Annotated in this window: 22 protein-coding genes; 7 read left to right on the top strand and 15 right to left on the bottom strand. The window is 70.7% G+C overall.

Annotation, left to right across the window (positions count from 1 at the left end; genetic code table 11):
* Positions 1-7 precede the first annotated feature (7 nt).
* Both AB0H53_RS21475 and AB0H53_RS21470 read left to right on the top strand, forming a co-directional pair.
* A complete protein-coding gene (locus tag AB0H53_RS21475; protein ID WP_362115541.1) occupies positions 8-229 on the top strand; it encodes a hypothetical protein in 222 nt (73 codons plus the stop codon).
* 82 nt (positions 230-311) lie between these two features.
* Entirely contained in the window at positions 312-731 is a 420-nt protein-coding gene (locus AB0H53_RS21470; RefSeq protein WP_362115538.1) for a hypothetical protein, read from the top strand.
* Here AB0H53_RS21470 and AB0H53_RS21465 read toward each other — a convergent pair.
* The 14 genes from AB0H53_RS21465 to AB0H53_RS21400 all read right to left on the bottom strand — a co-directional run bounded on the left by AB0H53_RS21465 (position 721) and on the right by AB0H53_RS21400 (position 12,645).
* Positions 721-1,251 (bottom strand): RRQRL motif-containing zinc-binding protein, encoded by a 531-nt coding sequence (locus tag AB0H53_RS21465; RefSeq protein ID WP_362115535.1) that lies wholly within the window; start codon positions 1,249-1,251, stop codon positions 721-723. The genes AB0H53_RS21470 and AB0H53_RS21465 overlap by 11 nt on opposite strands.
* A 262-nt stretch (positions 1,252-1,513) precedes the next feature.
* A complete protein-coding gene (locus AB0H53_RS21460; protein ID WP_362115532.1) occupies positions 1,514-2,278 on the bottom strand; it encodes a hypothetical protein in 765 nt (254 codons plus the stop codon).
* Between the two features lie 115 nt (positions 2,279-2,393).
* Positions 2,394-2,912, bottom strand: coding sequence for a hypothetical protein (locus tag AB0H53_RS21455; protein WP_362115529.1), 519 nt, complete (start codon positions 2,910-2,912; stop codon positions 2,394-2,396).
* 85 nt (positions 2,913-2,997) lie between these two features.
* Positions 2,998-3,225 (bottom strand): hypothetical protein, encoded by a 228-nt coding sequence (locus tag AB0H53_RS21450; protein ID WP_362115526.1) that lies wholly within the window; start codon positions 3,223-3,225, stop codon positions 2,998-3,000.
* A gap of 46 nt (positions 3,226-3,271) precedes the next feature.
* Positions 3,272-5,818, bottom strand: coding sequence for a hypothetical protein (locus AB0H53_RS21445; protein ID WP_362115523.1), 2,547 nt, complete (start codon positions 5,816-5,818; stop codon positions 3,272-3,274).
* Between the two features lie 79 nt (positions 5,819-5,897).
* A complete protein-coding gene (locus tag AB0H53_RS21440; protein WP_362115520.1) occupies positions 5,898-6,290 on the bottom strand; it encodes a hypothetical protein in 393 nt (130 codons plus the stop codon).
* On the bottom strand, positions 6,287-6,721 hold the full coding sequence (locus AB0H53_RS21435; RefSeq protein WP_362115517.1) for a hypothetical protein: 435 nt from the start codon (positions 6,719-6,721) through the stop codon (positions 6,287-6,289). Before AB0H53_RS21435 ends, AB0H53_RS21440 begins: the two co-directional genes overlap by 4 nt.
* A 918-nt stretch (positions 6,722-7,639) precedes the next feature.
* The gene (locus AB0H53_RS21430) at positions 7,640-7,828 is read right to left on the bottom strand and encodes a hypothetical protein (protein ID WP_362115515.1); all 189 of its coding nucleotides are present in this window, start codon (positions 7,826-7,828) and stop codon (positions 7,640-7,642) included.
* Between the two features lie 242 nt (positions 7,829-8,070).
* Complete coding sequence (locus AB0H53_RS21425; RefSeq protein WP_362115513.1) at positions 8,071-8,235, bottom strand: hypothetical protein; 165 nt, start codon at positions 8,233-8,235, stop codon at positions 8,071-8,073.
* Positions 8,236-8,347: 112 nt separating this feature from the next.
* Complete coding sequence (locus AB0H53_RS21420; protein ID WP_362115510.1) at positions 8,348-9,730, bottom strand: hypothetical protein; 1,383 nt, start codon at positions 9,728-9,730, stop codon at positions 8,348-8,350.
* A gap of 23 nt (positions 9,731-9,753) precedes the next feature.
* A complete protein-coding gene (locus AB0H53_RS21415; protein ID WP_362115507.1) occupies positions 9,754-10,572 on the bottom strand; it encodes a hypothetical protein in 819 nt (272 codons plus the stop codon).
* Positions 10,573-10,738: 166 nt separating this feature from the next.
* Positions 10,739-11,047 (bottom strand): WhiB family transcriptional regulator, encoded by a 309-nt coding sequence (locus tag AB0H53_RS21410; protein WP_362115504.1) that lies wholly within the window; start codon positions 11,045-11,047, stop codon positions 10,739-10,741.
* A gap of 239 nt (positions 11,048-11,286) precedes the next feature.
* Positions 11,287-11,634, bottom strand: a complete 348-nt coding sequence (locus AB0H53_RS21405) for a hypothetical protein (protein WP_362115501.1) — start codon at positions 11,632-11,634, stop codon at positions 11,287-11,289.
* A gap of 150 nt (positions 11,635-11,784) precedes the next feature.
* Positions 11,785-12,645 (bottom strand): hypothetical protein, encoded by an 861-nt coding sequence (locus tag AB0H53_RS21400; protein ID WP_362115498.1) that lies wholly within the window; start codon positions 12,643-12,645, stop codon positions 11,785-11,787.
* Positions 12,646-13,023: 378 nt separating this feature from the next.
* Between AB0H53_RS21400 and AB0H53_RS21395 the strand changes: the two genes are divergently transcribed.
* Genes AB0H53_RS21395 through AB0H53_RS21385 form a run of 3 tightly spaced genes read left to right on the top strand, consistent with a single transcriptional unit; the run spans position 13,024 to position 15,873 of the window.
* Positions 13,024-13,938, top strand: a complete 915-nt coding sequence (locus AB0H53_RS21395) for a sigma-70 family RNA polymerase sigma factor (protein ID WP_362115495.1) — start codon at positions 13,024-13,026, stop codon at positions 13,936-13,938.
* Between the two features lies 1 nt (position 13,939).
* Positions 13,940-15,283, top strand: a complete 1,344-nt coding sequence (locus AB0H53_RS21390) for a UTRA domain-containing protein (protein WP_362115492.1) — start codon at positions 13,940-13,942, stop codon at positions 15,281-15,283.
* 20 nt (positions 15,284-15,303) lie between these two features.
* On the top strand, positions 15,304-15,873 hold the full coding sequence (locus AB0H53_RS21385) for an ATP-binding protein (RefSeq protein ID WP_362115489.1): 570 nt from the start codon (positions 15,304-15,306) through the stop codon (positions 15,871-15,873).
* A 1,247-nt stretch (positions 15,874-17,120) separates the two neighbouring features.
* Here the strand turns inward: AB0H53_RS21385 and AB0H53_RS21380 are convergent.
* Positions 17,121-17,528, bottom strand: a complete 408-nt coding sequence (locus AB0H53_RS21380) for a hypothetical protein (RefSeq protein WP_362115486.1) — start codon at positions 17,526-17,528, stop codon at positions 17,121-17,123.
* Between the two features lie 233 nt (positions 17,529-17,761).
* On the opposite strand from AB0H53_RS21380, the gene AB0H53_RS21375 reads away from it, so the two are divergent.
* Both AB0H53_RS21375 and AB0H53_RS21370 read left to right on the top strand, forming a co-directional pair.
* Positions 17,762-20,365 carry a hypothetical protein gene (locus AB0H53_RS21375; RefSeq protein ID WP_362115483.1) on the top strand — a complete coding sequence of 868 codons (2,604 nt, stop codon included), beginning with the start codon at positions 17,762-17,764 and terminating at the stop codon, positions 20,363-20,365.
* Entirely contained in the window at positions 20,362-21,189 is an 828-nt protein-coding gene (locus tag AB0H53_RS21370; protein WP_362115480.1) for a DUF721 domain-containing protein, read from the top strand. Before AB0H53_RS21375 ends, AB0H53_RS21370 begins: the two co-directional genes overlap by 4 nt.
* Positions 21,190-21,220: the final 31 nt, after the last annotated feature.

Below are 21,220 nucleotides of genomic sequence, written 5' to 3'. Positions count from 1 at the left end.
AGTACATATGACCACGCTGGATGGTGTGCGTACTGCGAAGCAGGAGCTCTCCGCGAACCTCGCCAATGATCCACGAGTCAGGTATCTCGGAGTGGGCTTCGAGGGCGACGAGTACGTAATCATGGTCGCCGTTGCGGATCCCGAGGCGCGGCCTGATCTCCCGGACGTCTTCCACGGGGTGCCGGTCAGAGTTATCGAGGCGGCTGAGTTCACAGCTCAGGCCGGTTGAGCGGCCGCGGTCCCATACCGCGCTTCCTCGTATGACCTAGTCCCGCTGGCGTGAGCATCACTCGGCAGGCACCGTAGATAGCATGCCAAGCAATCGCGCGGATCGCCCGGGCCGAACGCCAAGCCAGCAGCGCACCCCCGGAAAAGCGGAGCGACGCTCGATCGTACTCAGCTCGGTGATCATCGTAGGTTTGATCATCGCTTTGGCGGGAGTCGTCTTTGCAGCGCTCGGAATCGGGCATGTCGGCGTAATCGACGGCGAAGCAGAAGGGGTCAAGCTTAAAACCACCAGCCTGGGTGTCTTCATGATCTTGACGGGCGCGCTTCTTGCCGGCTTTGTGGCTACAAATTTGCCCGAGGGCTACGTGATTCATGGAGATACTCCGGAAACTAAGGCCCAGAAGGTATTGCGCCTGCTGACTAGCCGGGGAGTTAAGCCGTACCTGGTCTTGTGCGCTTTTGGCGTACTACTGCTGCTGATTTCCATTCTCCTTACCGGGTGACACTAGTCGTTACAAGCAGCGGTTCAGGCCCACACGCGCTGAACGCGACAGCACCAGCTGATTGATTAAACAGCCTCATCAACAGTCGGCGATCTCCGTGATGCACATGGCACAGCGCGGCGAGCAGTGCCAGCCGCCGCAGCGGATTCATCCGCGCCAGCTCACCAGCGGCGGTGGCAATTCCGGCCGAATCCTGCAGCACGAAGTAGTAGCGGCGGCGGCAGATGCCGCATGTCTGTCTGGCGGCCATGGCCTTGTCGAGCGCGTACTCCTTGGCGAGCGTCATCGGCCTCACCGGCAGGGCCTTCGCGATCTCGTACAGCAGGCCGTTCTTGGGGCCGCGGGTTTCGACTTCCGCGACCGGGGCCTGGCCTCCGGGCCGCAGGCCCATGGCCCGCAGCTGGCGTTTCGTGGCAAGCCCGGAGGGAGCGCACAGACGCTTGAACACCGGGATCGTCGATGCGGGTTCGGCCGGGGCGTACGGATCGACGTCGACCAGGTCCTCGTCCTGGCCGTCCATCACGCGCCCCAGGCACCGGGAAGTCGGCGGGGCGGCAGCGGATAGCGGGGGCCGGGACGGGAGGGGCGCGGGCGTCCGATCCTGCGGCGCGGCCGGGGGATGATCACGGTGTGTCCTCCAACGGGTCGGTGGCGGGCAGTGCTGCGCCCCGCCGACGGCTGGTCCGTCGACGGGGCGATGGGTGAGGCGGGTGGCCGGTCGGCCTGTCCGGTCCTCGCCGACCCGGGATGGGTGGGCGAGGACCAGGCGGAGCGACCGGAGGTCAGCGCTTCTGGAGCGGATGGACGTTGTCGGGCTCGTCGTCGCCGGGGTTGGTGGGGGCCGTGATGGTGGCGTGGATGTGGAGCTCGGGGCGGAAGTCGGGCTGGAAGACCGGGGCGGCGGGCGGGTAGTTGTGGATGACGGGCCGCAGGCTCAGGCCGCACAGGGCGAAGAAGCTGGCCAGGGCCCAGATGAGGACAGCCAGGCCCGTGGCGAGGGGACGACCGTCAACCGGGGACGCAGCCCACACCATGGCCGCAGAACTACCGCCCCACAGCACCCAGGTGATCCGAGCCCCGGCGTTGCCGACGAATCCGCCGACGAGCCCGAACAGCCCGGCGAGCTCCCAGAAGGTGTAGACGGCGGAGCCGGTGACGCCAAGGCCGACGGTGTGCTGGCCGATGTAGGAGCGGACCGGGTTGTCGACCACGCCCCACAACTCACTGGAGGCGCTGGCGCCGGCCTGGGTGGCAGGGACCGTGTCGGCCAGGCGATGCAGGGCGGCGTCGAAGATACCGCCCGCGGTGTCGAGCAAAACGATGAGCGCGCACATCCCCGCGAGGGCGAGCAGCGCCTTGATCCAGTTCTTCATGTCGTGCCATCCCGCCGTCGGAGCCTGGCGCAGTTCCTCCCACCGCTCGTACAGGAAGCCGCCCTCCTCCCAAGAGGCGTCCCACCAGTCGCGCAGGTCGGCGAGGCGGGAGGCGGCGGGCTGGGTGGCGGGGTCGGTCGGGTTGTTCTGCGGGGTCTGGTCGCTGGTGTGCACGGTCGACGAGCTCCTTCGGCTGGAGGGTTGGGTTGTGCGGGGAACGGGCTGGTCCGGCTCCCTGCCCGCGCCCGGCCCCCGGTGGGGTGCGGGAGGGGACAGGCAGACGTCAGCGTCAGCAGTTGTCGTGCGGGAGCTGGTTGGTGGTGCGGCCGAACCAGCGGGTGTCGGTGTGCAGCTCGTTGTGCTGCAGGTAGGTCGGCCCGTGGTGCTCGTGGATGGTGGTGCTGGGCAGAGCGGAGGCGCCGTCGCGCACAGCACGCCCGATCATCCGGGCGGCGATGCCGATGGTGCCGACAAGTCCGGCCGGTGCGGCGGCTGCGATGGCGAGGGTGGTGGCGTCGACGCTGGAGAGCGACCACAGCACCAGGGAGAAGGCGGCACCGACGGGCAGGGAGCCGATCGAGTAGGCCAGGACGAGCGAGGCGTGGTCGGTGGCCTTCTGGGACATCGGCGGCCGTCCGGGCTGGACGTACGGCATGGCGTGTCCTCGGGTCGGCTCGGTGACGATGTCGCGGTAGCTGGTGGCGGTGGGGGTGTTGCTGCTGTACGCCTCGGCCAGCAGGCGGGCCGCTTCGAACGCTTCCTGTGCTGTCACCGGGGCCTGTTCCGCGCTGTCGCGCTGGTCGGCCATGACGTGGCTCCTTCCTGCCTCGGTCATGAGCACGCCCAGAGGCGGCCCGCGGGGGTGCGGGCCGCCTCTGGGCGTGCGGGTGGGGCTACTTGCTCGAGACGGAGTTGACGGTGTCGCTTGCGGTCTTGGCGCCGGTGCCGATGACGTCCTGGACCTTGGCGACGGCGGTGGCACCCCAGGGGGTGGCGACCACGAGGATCCAGAACACGGAGACGGCGAGGAACTCCCGCTTGCGGAAGGAGGAGTCCTTCTTGAACCAGATACCGAGGCCGATCGCGGCGATGGTGAACAGGCCGGTGAGGGTGAGCGTCATGGGTGTACTCCCGATTCGGTGAGACGGGGTGATGGGTGGGGTGCGGTCAGGCGTCGAGGCGTTCGGCGGTGTGCCAGTCGCGTTCGATCTTGTGGAGCTTGCCGAGGCGCTCCAGGCGCTTGGTGGCGCCTGCGACGTTGGTCGGCTTGAGTTCGGTGACCTCGGCGATCTGCTTGTTGCGGCGGGCGCCGGAGTCGACCGCTTCCCACACGAGCTGGGAGCGGGTCGGGGGGACGAGCTCGTCCAGGTCCTCGTCGTCGACGTCTGCGTCAGCCGGGCCGTGCGCATGCTTCAGGTCGATGACCTTCGCCTTGCCGGGGTTCTTGGCTTGCTCCTCCTTGACGAGTTCGCGCAGGAACTGCTCCTCGTCGGCGGCGTCCAGGTGCCGGTACTCCTCCCGGCGCAGGTAGGCCGCTCCGGCGACGTCTGCTTCGCGGTCGGTGAGTGTGGGGAGCGGGAACTGGCGGCTGACGCGGGCGGGGTTGGTGTGGAACATGGCCCTGGACTGGGTGTACTGGGCCTTGCCGTCGGCGATGTAGAACAGGCCGGCGGTCTCCGATCCGTCCGGGAACCGCTCCGGGAGCGGGGAGAGCCGGTACTCGGGGGTGCGTGAGCCGAGCGACATGATGTCCACGTCCGACCTCGCGGTGCGGAAGAGGGCGATGTTGCCGGACTGGAGCATGTCGCGGATCGCGTTCGCGCTGGCGTCCGCGCCGATGGAGTCCAGGTTCGGGATCTGGACCCAGATCCGGGCGGCCATCCCGGCCGCGCGGGAGAGTCGGCCGACGCTGGACACCGACCGCAGGAGCGGCTTGACGTGGTCGGCCTGGGGGTCCTTGAGGATCATCTCGTTGAACTCGTCCCAGGTGATGACCACCGGCGCGAACGGCTCGAACGGCACGAAGAAGCTCCGGCCGTTCTCGGTGTAGCCCTCCGCGTCGAGCCACTGCATGGTCATCTGCTCGGAGTAGCGGAACTCCGAGACGGCGTTGGCGGCCTGCCCCATGAGCATCGCGCCGTAGAACGACTTGACGATCCAGTCCAGGTCGTTCATCCACGGGGCGTAGCCGGCGCCGCCCTTGCCGTCGGCGAGCCAGGAGACGAACCCGTTCATCCGCTGGGCGATCTGCAGGTCCTCCTCCAGCGAGGTCTTGCCCGCGCCGGTGGTGCCCGAGCCGAAGGAGTGGACCGCGGACGCCGACGCCCCGCCGCTGAGGCCCCGGCGCTTGGGGTCGAACTTCAGCAGCCGCCACTTCGCCGGGGCGCCGTACAGGTCGCGGCCGACGGTGACGTAGCCCTGGTCGTCCATGCGCAGGGCGTCCAGGTCCAGCGGCACCCCGCCGGCGAGCGGGTTGATCGACATGTCGTTGACCTCGATCCTGCGGGCGTCGAGCACCCGCAGGTGCAGCCGGGCCGCGCTGTCCTCTCCTTCCATGTCGAGGGCCTGGGCGATGCTGCGCGGCTGGACCTCGGAGACACCGGCGCCACGCCGGGGCAGCAGGATCTTGAACTTCCGGCCGAACGGCGTGTCCTCCACGTCGTACAGCTGGCTGCCCGGGTAGGGGCTGAACTCCTTCCACACCGACGGGAGGTCGTCCTCGTCCAGCTCGGTGACCTTGGCGCGCAGGCGGACGGTGAGCTTGGCGCGGGAGGCCGGCATGTCGTCGGGCCGGTAGATGTTGACCGCGCGCGGCGGTACGTCGAACGCGATCGACACCGCGTCTTGCGCGAGCGACGTGGCGGGTTTGGCGGTGGTGGAGACGATGACGGCGGTCAGCTTGTCGTCGTCCAGGTGGACGCTGGCGAGCTTGGAGGCGGGCAGCGGGCCGCGGTCGCAGGCGATCCATTCCGCCCACCGGGCCAGGTACCAGTCCTCGCCCACGGCCTGCTGGTCCTCAGCGGGGTTGGCGGGGTCGGGCTTCGCCCACACCCGTGCGCCCCAGGTCGCCGCGATCGAGCCGACGACCAGGTGCGCCCACCAGGGCATGTCCACGAATCCCGTGGCGGGGATCGCAGCGAGGGGCCCAGCCCGCAGGGCCATCTCCGCCGGGCTGTAGCGGCGCCACCAGCCGGTGTTCCAGTCGGGCAGCGCTTTCTCCCACGCGGCCCGCAGCAGCTCGCAGCGGGCCCGGCGGGCGTCGGCGGTGACCTCGCGGACCAGTGCGGGCCGCTGGGCGTGCGCGTACCACCCGTCGCCGACACCGATCGTGTCGACGAGCAGGCCGTCCGCTCCGACCGTCGGCGGCAGGCTGTGGTCCTGGGCGAGGCGGGTACGCATGCGGCGCAGGGTGCGCCGGTAGCCGCGGCGGCTGGAGCGGCACATCCACTCCCACGGCTCGCCGTTGCCCGGAAGCCACCGCCAGGGGCCGGGCAGCATGCCCAGCGCCGCCCAGCCCGCCGCCACCCCGGTCGCACCGAAGGTCGTGACGAGCAGCTGCCCGTCGGTCATGAGCGTGGGCGCGAGGCCGAGCGCGGCCCCGGCATACAGGCCGGGGGAGCGCTGCAGTTCGGCGACCCGCGCCCGGATGCCGGTCAGCTCCTGGGTGGTGTCGTCGTCCTTGTCTTGTGTCTGGGGCGCGGTCGTGGTCGCCATCGGCCTTCTCCCTAGGCGCGAAGGAGCGGCCGGGACCGCCCGCGGCGGCCCCGGCCGCTGCGGGTGGGGTGGGGTGCGCCTAGCGGCGCTGGATGAACTCGCGGTCGGCCATCTGCACGTTGTGCGTGCGGTTGGCCTCCGCCATACGGCCGTGCTGGGCTCGCGTCTCGCCGTCCAGGCCCTGCGCGGCGGTGGACAGGGAGTCGGAGGCGGAGACGATCTGGCCGACGTTGCCCGCCATGGCGTTCGACAGGGTCGCGATCTCCATGTAGGCGGTGGTGGTCGGCTCGTCGACGTTGAGGACGGTCATCGCCTCGGACAGGTAGCGGGCCGAGTCGGCCCGCTCGCTGAACCGGGCCTCGAGCCGCTCGACCGCGGCCCGGGTGCGGGCGGCGCGCACACCGTAGGCGGTGGCGCGGGCGAGGACGGCGACGTAGGCGACGGCCGCCCCGGCCTTCTGGGTGACGCTCATGCGTTGGCTCCTCGGGTCTCGTAGGTCTCGGCGTGGGCGCTGGTGTCCTCGCCGTCGACCTGGTCGGAGATGTAGAAGTCGCGGTCGGCGACGGACTCCATGTCGGCGGCGATGTCGGCGTAGAGGCCCTGGCCGGCCTCCAGCAGGGCCTTGGCCTTCACGACGGCCTCGCCCTGGGAGATCGTGTTGCGCTCCAGCTCGTCGAGCTGGGTGAGCAGCACCTGGTACTGCTCGCGGCAGCGGGTGACCCAGCCGGTGACGGTCGTACCGGCGCCGACGCTCTCCAGTTGCGCGACGAGGTCGTCGGCGCGGCCGATCTCGCGCTCGCAGCGCTGCCGGATCCGGCCGTAGACCTGCACGTCGTCCTCGCACATGAGCGACAGTTCGTCGCTCTCGTCCATGACGGAGTCGTAGCTCACTTCTGCTGCCATTCGGCCAACCCCTCCTCGGGTGTCCATGGTTGTTTTTGAGCCACCGGAACTGGTGGGCTCCGGGACTGATTCGGGCCCCGCCGCAGGGACCGGCTCCGGCGCGGGTTCGGGAGCCGCCGGTTCGGGAGCGCGGGGCCCCGGCACGGACGCGGGGGCTTCTGCCGCCCTCTCAGGGGCTGTTGGAGCCTCGGAGGCCCCGGTGGTGCCCGCGCCGTCTGCAGCGGGCTCTGTGGCCCCTTCTGGCGGTTTCTCGGCGGCCTCGGGCTCCGGGGCCGTCTCGGGCTTCACCAGCGTCACGCCCGACGGTGCGCCGCTGCCCGCCGTGGGCGGGGATGTCGGCATGGGCGGATGGGCGGGCATCGGTGGTGCGTCCGGCGCAGTGAGCACTGGTGCGGGGTCGGGCTCGCCGGCGGCCTGGCGGCGCTTGCGGTACTCCCGCAGAGCGCCGCGGCCGGTGTCCTTGCCCCAGGCGACGCTGCGGGCGGCCCAGCCGCCCACGCTTCGGCCCACCGGGGTCGCGATGCGGGCGACCGGGGTGTGGCCGCGGTAGCCCGCCCGGAACGCCTCCGGCACTGTGAGCGGGCCTGCTGTCGTGGCCGGCTCCTTCCACGGCGAGGCGCCCGTGGTGGTCCTCGGCGGGGCGGTGGTGCCGTGCTTGTCGGCGATCTTCCGCACGGCCTTCTCGTGACGGACCTGCTCACGGATCAGGTCGCGCTGCGCCGGGCTGATGCCCAGCTTCGCTTGTTCGCTCTGCGCCCCTGCGGCCCATGCCAGCAGGCAGGCGGCGAGCAGAATCTCCATCGCGTTCCCTTCACGGTCTGCGACCGGGGAGGGTGAACGCGGCCCTCGTACGCGTACGTACGCGTGTAGGGCCGGGGAACGTTCACCTTCCCCGCGGGTGAATGAATGAGTGAACGATCACCGTGTGTAGCGTTCGGTGATCTTCTGGACGGCGTCGCCGACCTCGCGCCAGGCGCGGTTGGCGACGGCCGGGTCGACGTCGCGCAGCACGCCGCGCAGCCGGTCCAGGCGCTTGATCGCGCCCTCCTTCGGGGAGCGGCCGTCGGCCTTGCGGATCTCTTTGTTCCAGTACGCGGAGCCGCTCATCGTGCGGTGTCTCCTCCCGTCGTTCGGGGGGTGGTTCGGTGGGGCTGGGCGGTGCTCACCGGAGGGCTCGCCGGGTCTGCGTTCCGGGTCTGCGGCCGGGGCCGCTCGTCGGGTCGCTCGTCGGGTCTGCCGGGCGGGTCTGCTGCCGCCGGTCGACTGCGTGAAGCGGTTCCGGCAGTCGCGGCGAGGGTCAGTCCGGCGGGTGGCCGGGCTGACCCTCACCGGTGGTGCCGGAGAGGGGTTCAGGGGCGGGTGCGGCGGTGCGGGAGGCGCGGGTGGCACCACCAGCAGCCGGGGCCGTGGTCGTGCTCGGTGCGGGAGTGGACGGCCAGAAACGGCGTCGCCACCACGACGGCCAGGGCCGCCAGGGCGAGGACCACGCCCATCGCGAACTGCCAGGTGCTCATGCCGGACTCCTCGGGTCGGTGCGGGTGGGTTCGACTGCTCCGGCAGTCGCGGCGAAAGCCGGACCGGCGGGTGCCGGGCCGGCCTTCACCGGTGGTGCCGGAGAGGGGGGTTTCAGGACTTCGGACCGGCCTCCTCCTCGTCCTCTTCGTCCGCATTCGCGTCCTCGTCGGAGTGGCTGGATTCCGCCTCTTCGGTCTTCTTGGCGGCCTGGTTGGCGTCGCTCTCCTCGCGCGACATCAGCTCGCCCCAAGTACGGCGGATGCGCTCCTCGCCTCCGACGAAGCCAGCGTCGCGGAAGTCGGCGACGGCCTGGCGGTAGGAGGTAGGCGGGTCGTCGCGGTAGCGCAGGTGCCGCAGGACGACGAGCAGCTGCTCGTCGGTGAGGCGCTCGCCGGTCTCGGGGACCGGGACACCCGCGACGACCGCGACCTCCTCAAGGGTCACGGTCGTCTTCGGCGCCACCGGGGGCGTGACGGACTCGGCCGCGGCGGCGCCGTCCGTGACGGTTTCCGTCACAGGGCCCGTGCCGGACACCGGGTTCGTCGCGCTGCCCGTGACGGAATCCGTCGCGGGGGGCGCGACGGCGGCGCCGTCCGTGCCTGTGACGGTTCCGGCCGGGTGCGACGGTTCGGCGGGCGCCGGGCCGCTGACCTGCGTGACGACGTCCCTGGAGGCCGTGGCGGCGCCGTGACGGGCTGCCGATTCCGTCACGGCGGGCGCCCCGGCCGGTGCGACGGACGCATCGTTCCGTGCCCCCGGTTCGAGGGCGGGCGTGACGGATGCGGTCAGTTCCGGGGTGGCCGGTGTGACGGGCAGGCCGAACATCTTGGCCAGGGCCGTGTCGGCTCCCTCGCCCAGCCTGTCGCGCTGCACGCTCACCAGGCCGGCGCCCAGGTCGTCATCACCGACGCCGACCTTGCGCACCAGCCGCCACGAGGCGAGCTCCGACATCTTGCGGTACCAGCCCCAGGGGTGACCGGCCGCCAGTGCCCGCAGCACCGCCAGGCGCTGCATCGTGGAGGCGTTGCGGCGCCGGGCCTCGGCGTCGACGCCTGTGCAGTAGACGACGACCCGGCGGGCGATCAGGCCCAGGCCCTCGGAGGCCGCGATCATCGCGAGCGGCGTGACGGCGTAGACCATCCGCTCCTCGCCCGTGTCGGCGACGACCGCGCCGGTCGCGGCGGCGACCATGGGCAGCAGCCACAGGCCCAGGCGGACCATGCGGGGCGAGGACTGCCCCAGCAGGGTCACCAGGACCATGACCAGGGCCAGGATGAGCGTGCCGCCCTCGCCGGCCACCACGACGCCGAGCGCCGTGGCGTTACGGGGGAACTCGGTCTTGATGTTGGTGAACGTGCCCCAGGCGCCCAGGCCGCCGACGACGAGCATCGGCACGGTGGCGGCGATCAGGATGCCGGTGCGCAGCGTGCCCAGCTCCCGGGTGGGCGGGTCTCCGTTCTTCTCGGCGGGTTCGGTGTTCTCCGTGGTCTGCACGGTGTCTCCTTCGAAGGGGTCTGTCAGACGGTCTGGGAGTCGCCGGCGAGCCGGGCGACCTCCCTCAGGCGATCGCGCTGCTGCTCGATCTCGGTGGTGAGCGCGCGGACCGTCGGGGTCTGGTGCTGCCAGGAGTAGGAGCGGGGCGTGTAGTCGTCGGGCCAGTGGATGTCCCAGCCGGAGGCGTCCAGGCCGAGCTCCTTGGCGACCGTGGTCAGCTCCAGTTCGTGCTCCTCGGTCGCGGCGCGGCGCTGCTCGGCGGCGAGCAGGGACAGCTCCTCGGCGACCGCGTCCCACGCCGACGCCGCCGCGAGCGCGGTCTGCTCGGCCTCGGTGAGCCGGAGCAGCTGCGCGCGCCACATCCCGTCCGGGGAGTGACGGAACGCCTCGAACGTCTCGCGCAGCAGGGCCTCGGCTTCCTTCCACGCCTGCCACAGCGGGGCGGCCCGGCGCATCACCGGCGCGGCCTGGATCCGCAGCCGCCCCTGCGACCACAGCGACTCGGCCACGGTGTACTGGGCGTCCAGCTCGCGCTTCTGCTCGTACGTCAGCGCCGGGTCGTTCCACGCTTCACGCGGCATCTCCGGACGCGGCTCGCGGCCGGTGAAGGTGCGGAAGTAGAAGGTGACGGAGCCGAACGTCGACGGCTCGGCCCGCAGGTAGTGGGGGTGGGCGTAGCGGGCGATGTCGACGGCCGGGGAGAGGACCGGCTTCGCGGACGCGGCCGCCACGGCGGCGGCGTCGCGGATGTCCTGGGGGAGCCGGCTGGTCTCGTCGAGCAGCAAGCGCGGCAGGCGGCCGTGGTCGTCGAGGGGGTGCTTGAGCGGGATCGTGCGCGTCATCGCGTTCCTCCAGCGAGCGGGGTTCGTCCAGGGCCTTCCCGGACGGGGCAGTACGACAAGACCGGCGGCCCGTCAGGCGGGCGGCCGGTCTCGGTTGGTGCGGTCAGGCGGACACGGACTTCGGTCTCGCTCCCGGCAGGCGGGAACGACAGCCGGGCCCTCGGTGTCAGGCGGCGTCCGTGAACTGGTCGCGGGCCGTGCGGCGGCGCAGGGCGCGGCGCTCGTCCTCGGACAGCCCGCCCCACACGCCGTACTCCTCGCCGCGCTCCAGGGCGTCGTTGCCGCACTGGATCAGCTGGGGGCAGACCGCGCACAGGCGCTTGGCCTCGGCGATCTGCAGGAGCGCGGGCCCGGTGTTGCCGTTCGGGAAGAAGAGGTCGGGGTCGTCCGAGTTCTCGCAGGCCGGGCGGGGCTGGGCGGGCGCCTCCTTCGTGGAGGTGGGCGCGTAGTGGCGGGTGGGTACGACGTACTTCATCAAGGGCCTCCAGGTCAGGTCCTGTGCAAGAAGCAGCCCCGGGGTGTCGCCCCCGGGGCTGTTGCTGTGTCGACGGCCGTACCGGCCGGAGCGAGGTGGTTTCCCGGCGCTCTCCACCGGCCCCGCCCGAGGGGGCGCGGGACCGATGGGCAATGCCGGGTGGCACTACTTCTGGTGGTTCTCCGAGCGCTTGTTCGTCTCGGCCAGCTTGCGCAGCATCTCCGCGCGCTGTTCGTCGGTCATGCCGCCCACTCCCCCCAGGCCGATCCGGCGCCGACCAGGGCCAGGACCGGCGTGAGCGAGGTGGCGCACCGGCACTGCCAGTACTCGCAGATCGGGCAGCGGTCCTCGGCGGCCCGCGCCGGACTGGCCAGCTTGACGAGCTCGTGGGGCCGGTGCAGCTCCTCGGGCTCGTAGCCCTGGGCCTCGTCCTCCTCGTGGACGTCGTCGATGACTCCGGCCCGGACGGACAGGCCGGTGCGGACAGCGGGCCGCTCGCCGCAGCGGCAGGTCTCGAACGTGCCGGTGCAGCGGGGGCAGTTGCCGGTCAGGCGCGGGAGGGTGTGTGGGATGCTGGAGGGGTTCAAGAGGGCCTCCTAACAGGTCCTGCGATCGGCCTCCGGATGCACCCCGGGGGCCGATCTGTGTTTCGGGTGACTGCCGGACGAGCAGCCACGGCCCCGGCCGTCCCCAGTCGGGGACGGCCGAGGCCGTGGTCAATCGCCCAGATCTGCGGGTCAGGCGGCGAGTGCGGACCTGTTGCAGCGGGTGGTGTACGCGGCGGCGGTCTCGCCCGGGGCCGGGGCGGGCAGCGTGGCCCTGACCTCAGCCACCAGGGCGGTGTGCGCGGGCTGGTCTGCCGGGGTCAGGGGGCGGCGCCAAACCGTGGCCAGGTGCGTGTAGGCGGCGCGGGTGAGGTGCTCCTCGAGGACGTCGCTCGCGCACCGGTGCTGGGCGGCGTTGGCCAGGGCGCGAAGGGTGCCGGTGGCCAGGGCGCGGACGGAGCGGCGGTCCCCGGCGGTCTGGGGGGCCATGGCCAGCGAGGCGCCGACGGGTCCGTCGACGGCCGCACCGCGAGCCGTGGGGATCGCGTCGGCCGGGACCCTGCGAGCGGCGTCGGCCCGGCGGGCAGCGGGCACCGCACGCTCCCACTGGGCTCGCCGATCGGCGGGGCGCTCCTGCGGCCGGGCGACCTTGAGGGTCTGGACGGTGGCGCGGCGGTGGCGAGTGAGATCGACGGCGAGGCGCTCCTCTCGCGCCCAGTCCCTGTACTGGCGGCGCCAGGCGTAGTCGGTGATGTCCACGTCGACGAGGCGGTTGCTGGAGCGGCAGCGGATCGCGTCGGCGACGCCGGCCTTGCCGGTGTGGTGCGGGACCGTCTTGAGCAGGTAGGTGCCACGGTGGGGGGTCACGGCCACCCAGGTGCCGCAGTCCGGGCACACCACCGAGATGCGGCGGGTCTGCGTGGACTCCACCGTTCGCATGTCGATGTGTCCGGGCGACAGGGTCGAGAGGACGATCGCGTCGAGGGGGCTGACGCGGGAAGTACGGGTGCGGCCCTTGCGCTTAGCGGCCTTGGGCATGGCGAACTCAGGCATGGCGACTCCTCGTCAAGGAGAGAGGGAGGGGTGTTCGCGGGGGGCGGATGCTCTCTCCACCCACCAGGTCCGCGAGCCAGCGGCCCGAGTCCCGGCGGATAGACAGCGCATCAGCGCTGAGGTCGTGCAAGCAGTCCTGCCGGCCGGGGGGTTTGATCGTGCTACCGCCTCCGACCACCTGCCCGCCTCCGAAGAGACGAGCCGCAAACTGCGGCGGTGCTGGGCGCTTGACAAGCCGATATAGCGAACGCAACCAAGCGATTTAGCGCCCTAAACCGCTCGACTACCGAAACCATAGGCCTCGTCACGGCGCGCGTCAACCACCTTGAACCCGTGAGGTTTAATGGGGTAAACATGACCCTACGAAGGGAGGCACGTATGGAAGCGCACGATGTAGCTCCAGCCGCGCTGAGAGACCAGCTCGATGCGGCTTTCGACGTCGCCTTGTCCCAGCTGAAGGAGCTCCCTGACCCTCTGGAGCGCGCGAAGGTCGCACATGGTCTCGCTGGCCGTGTACAGGACTACGGCAACGAGTTTCAGGCGGTCCGCAACGAGGCGATGAACGAGACGCTGCGTGTGGGCCGGTTGAACAGCACTCAGCTGGCGTCCGAACTCGGCATCAGCAAGGGACGCGTAAGCCAGCTCGCCAAGGGAGCTCCGCCGGAGAGGCTCTTCCTCGGCTCGGGCAAGGTCATCGTGGCGCTGGCCGAGAAGCTGGAAGACGGCAACGACAAGGATGGCAAGAAGAAGGCCATCCAGGGCCCCGTGATCGCCACCGAAGACGTCCAGACCTACGAACGTCTGCGGGAGCTGGCCGAAGAGGTCGGGTTGGAAGTCAGCTTCGAGCGGATCCCGCTCGGCGGCAACGTCCGGCTCAACCGCAACAACCTCGTGGTCATCTGCGGCCCTCGGCTGTCGCCCCTCATCGAACAGATCCTTGAAGGGGATCCCCACCTGCGGTTCGGCAAGGATGATAACGGCTGGTACCTCACCGACCGCAACACCGGCCAGATCTACCGCTCACCGATGGACCGGGGCGAGAACAGCGACATCGCATACTTCGGCCGGCTCCCGCGCCCCGACGGCAAGGGAACCTTCCTTTATGTCGCCGGCATCCACGCGCGCGGCTCCGGTGGCGTCGTTCACTGGCTCAACCAGGAGCTGGCCACCGTGCACCGCGAGCTCAAGGCGCGACGGTTCTCGACCCTCATCTCCAGCCGCTTTGACCCGGAGACCCTCGAGATCGTCGCGAGCGAGCAAATCACGCCGTTCTACCGCCCGGAAGGGGCCTGACGTGCAGGTATCCATGGCTTCGACCCAAGGTGTGGGCACCGCGAACGAGGACACTGTCCACGTCAGCCCTACCGGGGTCGTCGTGCTGGACGGCCTGTCCGCGCCCAAGGACTTGCCCATGGGGTGTATCCACGGCACCCCATGGTTCGTGCGGCAGCTCGGCACATGCTTGATCAACCTGATCGGCGACGACGCGGTGTCGCTGCGCGAGGCGCTGCGAAGCGCTATCTCCGAGGTCAATGACCTCCATCGTGACACCTGCGCGTTGGACCAGGAAGCCGTCCCGGCATCGACCGTCGTGATGATCCGTGAGCGGGGGGACGTCCTCGACTACCTCGTGCTCTCCGACAACGTGCTAGTGCTTGACCTCGGCGACGAGGGCATCCGGACCATCACCGACAAGCGAGTCGAAGAGGTGGCCGGCGCGGAGATGGAGGCCGCGCTCCAAGGGCCGACGGGTACTCCCGAGCACGCCGCTCGTGTCTCCGCGCTCGTCACCGTCCAACGGCATCTCCGGAACCGGCCTGGCGGATACTGGGTCGCGGCAACCGACCCGGCTGCGGCTGACGAAGCGATTACCGGGAGCATCGACCTTGCCCAGGTCCGTCAGGCCGCTCTACTCACGGACGGCGCGAGTCGACTCGTTGACAGCTTCGGCGCTCTGAGCTGGGAGCAACTCCTCGATCTGCTGCGCGTCGAGGGGCCGGCGGCCCTGATCGCGCGCACTCGGGAAGTCGAGCTTGCTGACCCGGCGGGCGAGCGCTGGCCGCGGTTCAAGCGATCCGATGACGCGACCGCCGCGTACGCGCGCATCGGTCGGCCCGTGTCGCTCTCCTCTGGAGGCCAGCGCCTGGAACGCGGGCGCCGTACTGGTTCTTCATGGGGTGCGGGAGAACGCTCCGACGGACACACCGCCGCCGTCGTCTCCGCCCCGCAGAACGTTGCTGCGGCACTGGGGGTGGAAGCTGGCGACGACGTCATCCGGCGAACCCGCGTCTACCGTGACCGGCACGGCGTCGTTGCACACTCGACCTCGTGGATCCAGCTCGAGTTCGCCCAGGCCGTGCCCGCGCTCCTCCGCAACGAACGCCTGATCGGCGGCACGTCCCTCGACCTCATCGCCCAGGAAACGGGTCGGCAGGCTGTGAAGCGTACGGACGAAACCACGGCCCGCATCGCCACCGCCGAGGACGCCCAGCTCCTGGAGCTCCAGCCCGATACGAACGAAGCGATCCTCGTCCTCTCCGCTCGGTTCGTCGACCGCGAAGGCCGGCCTCTGGAGTACGGCGTGGATCTGGGCGCTCCCGGCCGTACGCGCGTCGAAACGGCGGACATGACGTGCTGACCTCGACTTGTACCTCGGCTATGGGCGGAGACGTGCCGCGCAAGTCACGTGTCGTTCTGATGGCGGGGATGCCGGGCGCCGGTAAGACGACGTTGGCAAGAGCCCTCGTAGCCGCGGGGTTCACACGGCTGTGTCCTGATGAGGAGATGTTCCGTCGCTACGGCCGGTACGGCGTCGACTTCCCCAGGGGGCAATTCCGGGTTCGGGAAGCTCCCGTCCTTGAAGATGTCGCTGGTGAACTCCGAGGACTGGTGGAGTCCGGTGATGACGTCGTGGTCGACCACGGCTTCTGGACACCAGAAGAGCGGGCCGAATGGCAGGCTCTAGTCGTAGGGGCCGGTGGCGTCCCCACCCTGGTGTACCTGCCGGTGCCGCATGAAGTGCGATGGTCACGAATCCGCGAGCGGAACCAGCTCGCTGATGTCGACGCCAACTCCATCGAGTTCAGCGAGCAGGACCTGTTGCGCTTCGCCACGCGCTTCCATCCTCCGACTGAGGATGAGCCGCATGTTGTATATGACGAGCGACCCGAAGCCCTGCTTGCACAGCTCCGCTACGGCCTGCCTTCCGCGAAGGAGGACCGACAGTGACCTGCCTTCAAACCGGTCGGGCTTATCTGATCAACTTTCTCGGACCGCGTCTCCCGTTCGACGGACGCGGTAATTCGGGCACGCAGCGTTTCCCCCTTATCCCTATGTCGTCACAGGGGGTTAGGGTGATCGCAGATGTGACCGCTGGCAACAAAGAGTCCTCCGTGGCCGGGCGCGGCCTTGGAGGACTCCTGGACGGGATTCCCGTCCGCACGATGCACCTAATAGGAGGTGATCGCGGGATGCAGCGTACCCGCGCGCGGAAACTCCACCGCGCAACTACGCCGTTTACAGCCGTGATCGCTTCCACCCTGCAGGTGTGCGGGCACGCCGACTCCGCCTCTGTTGTCGAGGGGGTCGGCGTGACGTAACCGCCATGGCCGCGCTGCTTCGGCGGACTAACCATCCGCTCGGCCGCGCCGGCCTCGTCCTGACCGGACTCACTGTCCAGGTCAACGCTCAGTCCCGGTCTCACCCCGGTCCTGAGCTTCGGCTCATCGAGCCAGATACCCATCGCACCACCAGGCCACTAACCACGGCCACCACAGCCGCGCAGCACCCGCTGTGCGTGTCACACAGGGCCCCCACCACAGGGGCTCTGCAGACCCAAGGAGAGGAGGTCGCCCCACTGCCCTTGGTGTCACCCGCCTCGCTTCACGAAGAAGCGGGGCCTCCATCCACTCGCTGACTATCCCGTTCGCACGGGGCGGTCCGGCTCGCATATGAGAGTTGGTGTCTTCGCCATAGTGCCCGATCTGGTGTCCCCTGAAAAGTCGAGCGCCGTCCGTTTCGGTGCGATTCGCGTGGTTCGCGCGTTTCAAGTGACGGAACAGACGTCCGCGATCCCCCCCTTCGCGCCTTTTGGTCAGGAAGAGGGTCTTCCTGCAGGAAGCCACAACCCGGCCGGGTCTGTCCGGTCAGTGTCCGCCCGCGTCCGCAACAGCTCCGTCGGGGTCGTCATCGAGGGGGTCGTCCCGTGTGGCGGGACGCGATCCGAGGTTTCTGCCCGCCGTGCGGGAGCGCTGGGGGCAATCGGGGCTCGACGGTCTCTGTCCACAGGGCGGCCGGTCCAGGCTGCCGAGGTGATCACTTCTCGCGCCGCTGTACCCAGCCCTCGCTTCGCCCCCCAGGGGGGTGTCCGCTCTGACGCGTACACCTGCCCCATGACTCAGACGAGCAGTTCCTATGCCCGGCAGCGCCAACGGCGCGCGCGCCGTTTCCAGCCGCGGCCACTGGCGGTGCGTCGTTCAGTCGGCGGGTGCGTCCGCTTTCATTTCCACGAAGGTCCACTGGCCGTCAGTGGCCGAGAGTGGTGTGCCTGGAGGCACGGTCGTCCACAGGGAGCCGTCGTCAGCGATCAGGAGCAGTCCCTGCGCGTGGAGGGAGTGCAGAGTGTCGCGGGCCTCGGTCTGTGCGGAGCCCATGGACTGGGCCAGGTCAGTGGCCAGGCTGGTGTCCTCGAGAATCAGGTCGAGATGGCCTGCGGCGCCAAGCGGGATGTACGGCCCGTAGATGCGGCGGTAGTCCAAAAGGAGCTGCATGGTGCGGGCTTCGCCCGACTCAGGCCCGAATGCTGTGGCGATTGTGCTCATCACCTCGTTGTCGGAGCCGACCGGGCGTTCCCAGTCCTCGTAGAAGACGCCGGGCGGCTTCATGTCGTACAGGGTCTTGGGCTGTCGGGGGCGGGGAGTTCGAACGGGGCGGGGGCCGATCCGCTGTGTGGCGGCCGCTCTCCGGGCGGACTCTCGGGCTCGGCGGGCTGCAGGGTCCTTCTTCTTGGCTGCCATGTCCCGCACAACGATCGGTTCGGCAGCAGGTTCCCGTTCACCTCGGTGTGCTGCGTGGACGGGGGTGCGTCCCTGTGATGTCGAGGGCGACGCGCGTCGCGATGCAGCCCGACCCGGCCAACGACCGTGGGAACGACTCTGCAATCCTTCCGCGGCAGCGGGCCGCGCTGCGGTCGGTGCAGGCCTTCGGCAAGCCGGGTGACGGCGGCTTGGACGACCCGCTGCGCCTTGGTCGCGCGATGCGGCTGCGGTTGCTCGCCGCGGTCCAGGCGCTGCTGGCGGACCCGTCGATCGCCGGGCAGTCGGACGTGGCGAAGTTGGCGGCCGTGGTGCTGTACGCGAAGTCGCGGGCGCCGAAGGGTGCGAAGAACGACAACCAGACGTCGATCTGGGTTGCGGAGCTGGGCCGGTGGATGGGCGTGGGCGAGTCCACGGTCAACCGCCGGGTGCTGGTGCCGCTGCGTGCGTCCGACGGGCTGCACACGCAGGTGGTACGGGACGCGAAGGGGCACCCGACCGGGCTGGACTGCCTCGTCATGCCGCTGTGGAACGCCCGCAAGAACGGCGGAGCCGCGCACCCTCTGGCGCTGTCGAAGGCGGAGCTGGCGACGCTGCTGCACCTCATCGAGGCGCTGTTCGGGCCCGGCTGGACGCCGGAGGACAAGGAGCCGACGCCGCCGGGGCTGCTGGCCGGCCGTACGGGCAAGGGCGCGGCAACCGACCGGCTCGGGCTGCTGCTGATGGTGCTGAACACGCGGGCGTCGGGCTGGCTGCAGCTGTGCGGCGGGTCGGTGAAGGCGAAGGAGGGGCGCGGGGCAGCGACGCTGGCCCGGCTGCTGGGCTGCTCGCCGTCGGGGGCCCGGAAGGTCTTGGCGCGGCTGACGGAGGCCGGTGTCGTGGCGCGGGAGCACCGGGACACGGCGACGCGTATGCGCGGCAAGGGCAGGGTCATGTTCCTGCCGGTCGCCCACGCCTACGGCCGCCGCCCCCGCTTCCTGGAGGCCGTTCAGGAGCCCAAGCCCTCATTTTCGGTGCGTCCCGATAGTGCAGTCGGAGATCATGGTCAGGCCGATGAGGCTGCCGCCCTTGGTACGTCTGGGATCGGCGGTGTTGAGGGCACCGGGGATGCGGCGGTTCAGGAGCGTCCCGATGGTGCAGAGCTCCACGCAGTCCACGCTTATGTGGTTACTCCTGTAGTTCCTCCGCAGCTTGATTGTGGTTTTTCCGGCGAAGGCCGTGGGGGTGAAGGCCGTCGGCCGGAGCGCGCGGGCGCGGGCGAGGACCAGGCCGCCGACGGCGAGGACGCCGCTGCCGGTTCGACGTCGCCGGTGGCTGAGGGCGGCCCGCTTCGCGGGGAACAGCCGAAGGAGTCCCCGGTCGATGAGCAGGATGGGCAGCGTGCTGCCGGGGCTGGTGCCGGTGGCCGGCCGAAGGCCGTGGGTTGGGAAAAGGCGCAGCAGCAGCGGAGGGTGGGCCTTCCGGCTGATCTTGGTCTGCGGGTGGCTCTGGGGCCGGTCTCCGGGCTGTGGGAGCGGCTGAGTGGTTGGCAGCAGGACCAGGTCGAGGCTGCGGTCAAGGCGGAGGTGAAGCGGCTGGCGGGCATGCTGGAGCAGCCGGAGGCCGCGCCGCGGCTGCTGGCCGACCGGCTCACCGACCGGCTGAAGGAGACCGGTGGCGAGGCCATGGTCGACAAGCCGTACCCGTGGCTTATCCGGCGTGGCCTGGTGCAGCGTCAGGCGTGCTCGGACCGCCGGTGCGATGACGGGATCCGGCTGGACACCGACGGGGAGTGCGAGAACTGCGGCAACGTGATCCACATCCGCCGGGCCCGCCGCGCTCGGATCGCGGCGGAGGTCGACCGGGAACTGCCCGGTCTGAGCGAGGGCGAGCGCCGCCGGGTCCTCGAGGAGCGGCTGCGCGAGCAGGCGGCCATCGAGGCGGAGGACTTCGTGTGGCGCCGTGAGCAGGCCCGCGCGGAGCAGGCCCGCCGGGATGCGGACCGTGCGGCTGCCCAGGAGCAGGCGGAGCGCGAGCGGCAGGCCGCGGCCGCCGCTGACGCGGTCCGTCAGGCCCTGCCGTGTGAAGACTGCGGGCTCCAGCGGTCGGCCGGGCTGTGCGAGGCATGCGGCTACCGGCGTCGGACCGAGGCCCTGATCGTGGAGGCCGGACTGGTCGCAGCCACCTGGTCCGCCGACCTGGACGACCCGGCCAGTGTCGCGGCCGCCACCGCCGAAGTCCGCACGACCATCGGTCAGAGCATTGCCACCGAATGGCAGGACTTCCTGCAGATCACCGACGTGGCCGCCCTGGAAGCCAATCCGAAGGCAGCTGAGGACGCGTACGCATTCGCCGCGCTCCAGACCGCACAGCAGGCCGTCCAGGAGCACCGGCAGTACGCCCTGGCGATGCTGGGTCGGACCGAGGAGGCCAAAGCGGAGGTCCGGCGGGCGTACAAGACCGAGCAGGGCCGCCACTGGTTCAAGCACAACCCCACCGGCGCGGACGCCGTCGCGGCGGCGACGAAGGCCGCCGACTCCGCCCGGGAGCGCACTGCCGAGTGCTTGCTGGCGACCCGGCTGGAGCAGCTGCGCGAGCAGCTGGCGGCGCGCACCGAGCAGGCCGCGGCCGCGCCGTGGACGGACCGGCTGCACGAGCTCGCCGCGCGCACGCTGGACGGCGAGGCGGCAGGGGCGGTGATCGCGTGAGCACCGAGCTGAGCGGCGTCGACCTCGCGCGCCAAGCCCTGGTCGCGGCCCGGGAGGCGGCGAAGAAGAACGGCGCCACCCGTACGGCGAAGACGAAGCGGCGCACCGGCACCGTCGTACGCCGCGACGGCCGTGAACCGCTCGGGCTCGGTGCGGCGATCGGCATGATGATGACCGAGCGCGGCATGGTCGCCCCGACCGCCGGCGGCAGCGTCATCGCCCAGTGGGAGGCCACCCTCTCCGCGGCCGCGCCCGAGCTCACTGGGCACGTCCAGGCCGTGGCATTCGACGCGGACACCGGCCGCCTGGACGTCGTCCCCGACGCCCCGGCGTACGGCACGAAGCTGCGCTGGAGCGCACCGAAGCTGATCGCGGCGGCCAACGCCAAGGTGCCCGGCGCGAACGTCCGCGCCCTGCGCGTCCTGCCGCCCGGCCTCGGGAAGGCCGGCCCCGCCACGGCGGCCGCCGATCCGGCCCCGCCATCGCCCCTGCCCACCGTCCCCGCGCGCCGCTCCGCTCCGTCTGACGGCTACCGCCGCGCGATCGAGGCACACCGTCAGGCGGCGCCGCTGTCCCGCGTGGACCCGGCCATCGCCCAGGCGATGGAGCGGCAGAACACCGCGCTGCGCGAGCTGTCCCGCCGCGCGTTTCCCGAGCCCGACGTCGTCCCGGACGATGCGCCGGCCCCGATCGAGCAGGCCCGCGTACAGCGCCGCCGCCAAACCGCGGCGACCGAGGCAGCCGCCCTGCGCCGGGCCCGCGCCGAACGAGTGGGAACGCTGTCCCCCGAGACCTCGCTCCGGTCGTGGGGTAGGACGGCATGAGTGGTCACCGAGCGCGTCGGCCGGAACGTAC

This window comes from Streptomyces sp. NPDC050856 (assembly GCF_040653855.1).
Lineage (GTDB): Bacteria > Actinomycetota > Actinomycetes > Streptomycetales > Streptomycetaceae > Streptomyces.
Note: the sequence above shows the minus strand (reverse complement) of the source record. Positions and strands in the feature narration are given on the sequence as shown.

Bases quoted from the DNA above. Each gene is read 5' to 3' on its own strand.
- AB0H53_RS21475 (WP_362115541.1), top strand. From the start codon at position 8: ATGACCACGCTGGATGGTGTGCGTACTGCGAAGCAGGAGCTCTCCGCG.
- AB0H53_RS21470 (WP_362115538.1), top strand. From the start codon at position 312: ATGCCAAGCAATCGCGCGGATCGCCCGGGCCGAACGCCAAGCCAGCAG.
- AB0H53_RS21465 (WP_362115535.1), bottom strand. From the start codon at position 1,251: ATGGACGGCCAGGACGAGGACCTGGTCGACGTCGATCCGTACGCCCCG.
- AB0H53_RS21455 (WP_362115529.1), bottom strand. From the start codon at position 2,912: ATGGCCGACCAGCGCGACAGCGCGGAACAGGCCCCGGTGACAGCACAG.
- AB0H53_RS21450 (WP_362115526.1), bottom strand. From the start codon at position 3,225: ATGACGCTCACCCTCACCGGCCTGTTCACCATCGCCGCGATCGGCCTC.
- AB0H53_RS21445 (WP_362115523.1), bottom strand. From the start codon at position 5,818: ATGGCGACCACGACCGCGCCCCAGACACAAGACAAGGACGACGACACC.
- AB0H53_RS21440 (WP_362115520.1), bottom strand. From the start codon at position 6,290: ATGAGCGTCACCCAGAAGGCCGGGGCGGCCGTCGCCTACGTCGCCGTC.
- AB0H53_RS21435 (WP_362115517.1), bottom strand. From the start codon at position 6,721: ATGGCAGCAGAAGTGAGCTACGACTCCGTCATGGACGAGAGCGACGAA.
- AB0H53_RS21430 (WP_362115515.1), bottom strand. From the start codon at position 7,828: ATGAGCGGCTCCGCGTACTGGAACAAAGAGATCCGCAAGGCCGACGGC.
- AB0H53_RS21425 (WP_362115513.1), bottom strand. From the start codon at position 8,235: ATGAGCACCTGGCAGTTCGCGATGGGCGTGGTCCTCGCCCTGGCGGCC.
- AB0H53_RS21415 (WP_362115507.1), bottom strand. From the start codon at position 10,572: ATGACGCGCACGATCCCGCTCAAGCACCCCCTCGACGACCACGGCCGC.
- AB0H53_RS21410 (WP_362115504.1), bottom strand. From the start codon at position 11,047: ATGAAGTACGTCGTACCCACCCGCCACTACGCGCCCACCTCCACGAAG.
- AB0H53_RS21400 (WP_362115498.1), bottom strand. From the start codon at position 12,645: ATGCCTGAGTTCGCCATGCCCAAGGCCGCTAAGCGCAAGGGCCGCACC.
- AB0H53_RS21395 (WP_362115495.1), top strand. From the start codon at position 13,024: ATGGAAGCGCACGATGTAGCTCCAGCCGCGCTGAGAGACCAGCTCGAT.
- AB0H53_RS21385 (WP_362115489.1), top strand. From the start codon at position 15,304: ATGGGCGGAGACGTGCCGCGCAAGTCACGTGTCGTTCTGATGGCGGGG.
- AB0H53_RS21380 (WP_362115486.1), bottom strand. From the start codon at position 17,528: ATGAAGCCGCCCGGCGTCTTCTACGAGGACTGGGAACGCCCGGTCGGC.
- AB0H53_RS21375 (WP_362115483.1), top strand. From the start codon at position 17,762: ATGCAGCCCGACCCGGCCAACGACCGTGGGAACGACTCTGCAATCCTT.